Consider the following 1,765-nt stretch of genomic DNA (forward strand, 5'->3'; position numbering starts at 1 on the left):
GTGCTCGCCGATGGCCAGTTGCGGCTGCGCCAGCAACTGCTCCAGCAGGCGGATGAAGCGCTGATGCAGACGCTCGACCGTGGCTGCTTCGAACAGATCAAGGGCGTAGTTCCAGTTGCCGCTGAACTGACCGTGGCGATCTTCCTGGGTGTTGAGCGCCAGGTCGAACTGGCTGCCGCCATCGGCCAAGGTCAGCACCTCGGCGTGCAGATCCTGCAGTTGTCCCAGCGCCTCGTGCCGCAGCTGCTGGTGGTCGTAGGCCACTTGAAACAACGGGTTGTGGCTGAGGCTGCGCTCGGGCTGCAACGCCTCAACCAGTTGCTCGAAGGGCAGCTCCTGATGCGCCTGGGCATCCAGGCTGGTGCGCCTGATCTGCTCGACCAACGCCGTGAAGCTCTGCTGAGGAGCAATCTCGCTGCGCAGCACCTGGGTGTTGACGAACAAGCCGATCAGCCCTTCGACCTCGGGGCGCGTACGCCCGGCGATGGGCACGCCGACGCGCAGGTCGCGCTGCCCGCTGATGCGGTGCAGCAGCACCTTGTAGGCGCCCAGCAACACCATGAAGGGCGTCGCGTGCTGCGCCTGGGCCAGCTCGCGCAGGCGCTCGCCCAGCGCCACGCCGAGACGAAAATGTACCCGCCCGCCGCGAAAACTCTGCCGCGCCGGTCGTGGATGGTCGCAAGGCAGTTCCAGCAGTGGCTGCTCGTCGCCCAGCTGCTCGCGCCAGTAGGCCAGTTGCCGCGCGCCTTCGCCGCCGGCCAGCCACTCACGCTGCCAGGCCGCGTAATCGGCGTATTGCACGGTCAATGCCGGCAGTGCAGCCGCCACGCCCGTGCGGGCGGCGTTGTACAGCGCAGCAAATTCGGCCAGCAGAATCTGCACGGACCAGCCATCGGACAGCAGGTGATGCAGGCACAGCAGCAGGCGCTGCTCACCCGGCTCCAGCGTCACCAGGGCAACACGCCAGGGCGGCGACTGCTGCAGCTCGAAAGGTTTCTTCATGAATGCCAGCGCCAGGGTCTGGAAGGCGTGCTCACCCCTGGCCTGGAGCATCTCCAGATTCACCGTTGCCTGCGGCTGTATGCATTGCAGCGGCTGGCCCTCGGCGTCCTGGGTGAAGGTGGTACGCAGAATCCAGTGACGCTCGGCCAGGGCTTCGAAGGCCTGCTGCAGTGCCTGCCAGTCCACCTCACCACGCAGGCGCAGCACGCCCGGCAGGTGATAGGCACTGCTGCTTGGCTCCAGTTGCTGGAGGAACCACAGGCGCTGCTGAGCGAAGGACTGTGGCGCCTGTGCCCGCTCGCCTCTGGCCTGCAGAGGCAGGTCGACGGCGCTTCCAGCTTGTTCCAGCTGCCTGGCCAGATCGCTGAGCAGCGGCGCCTCGAACACGGCGCGCAGCGGCAGATCCAGACCGTGCGCGTGGCGCAGGCGGGAGATCAGCTGCGTCGCCAGCAGCGAGTGGCCGCCCAGTTCGAAGAAGTGATCGTCACGACCGATGCGCGGCTGCTCCAGCAGCTCGCTCCACAGTTCGGCCAGCAGTCGTTCCTGCTCGGTACGCGGCGCCTGGTAAGCACCTGCCTCCACCTGCGGCTCGGGCAGGCTCTGCCGGTCCAGCTTGCCGTTGGGCAGCAACGGCAGGCGCTCCAGCGCCAGGATGTGGCTCGGCACCATATGCGCTGGCAGACGTTGCTTGAGCTGCGTTTTCAACTCGCTTTCGCTCAGCCCCTGGCCACTGACGTAGCCCACCAGGCGCTTGCCTGCGGCA

At 66.9% G+C, this 1,765-nt stretch carries 1 protein-coding gene; it reads right to left on the reverse strand.

Annotation, left to right across the window (positions count from 1 at the left end; translation table 11 throughout):
- Positions 1-1,765: condensation domain-containing protein (locus tag H3221_RS25505; RefSeq protein ID WP_224490813.1), on the reverse strand; the 1,765-nt coding region annotated here is incomplete at both ends.

The sequence above is a fragment of the Pseudomonas chaetocerotis genome, from assembly GCF_015712105.2.
In the GTDB taxonomy this organism is placed as follows: Bacteria; Pseudomonadota; Gammaproteobacteria; order Pseudomonadales; family Pseudomonadaceae; genus Aquipseudomonas; species Aquipseudomonas chaetocerotis.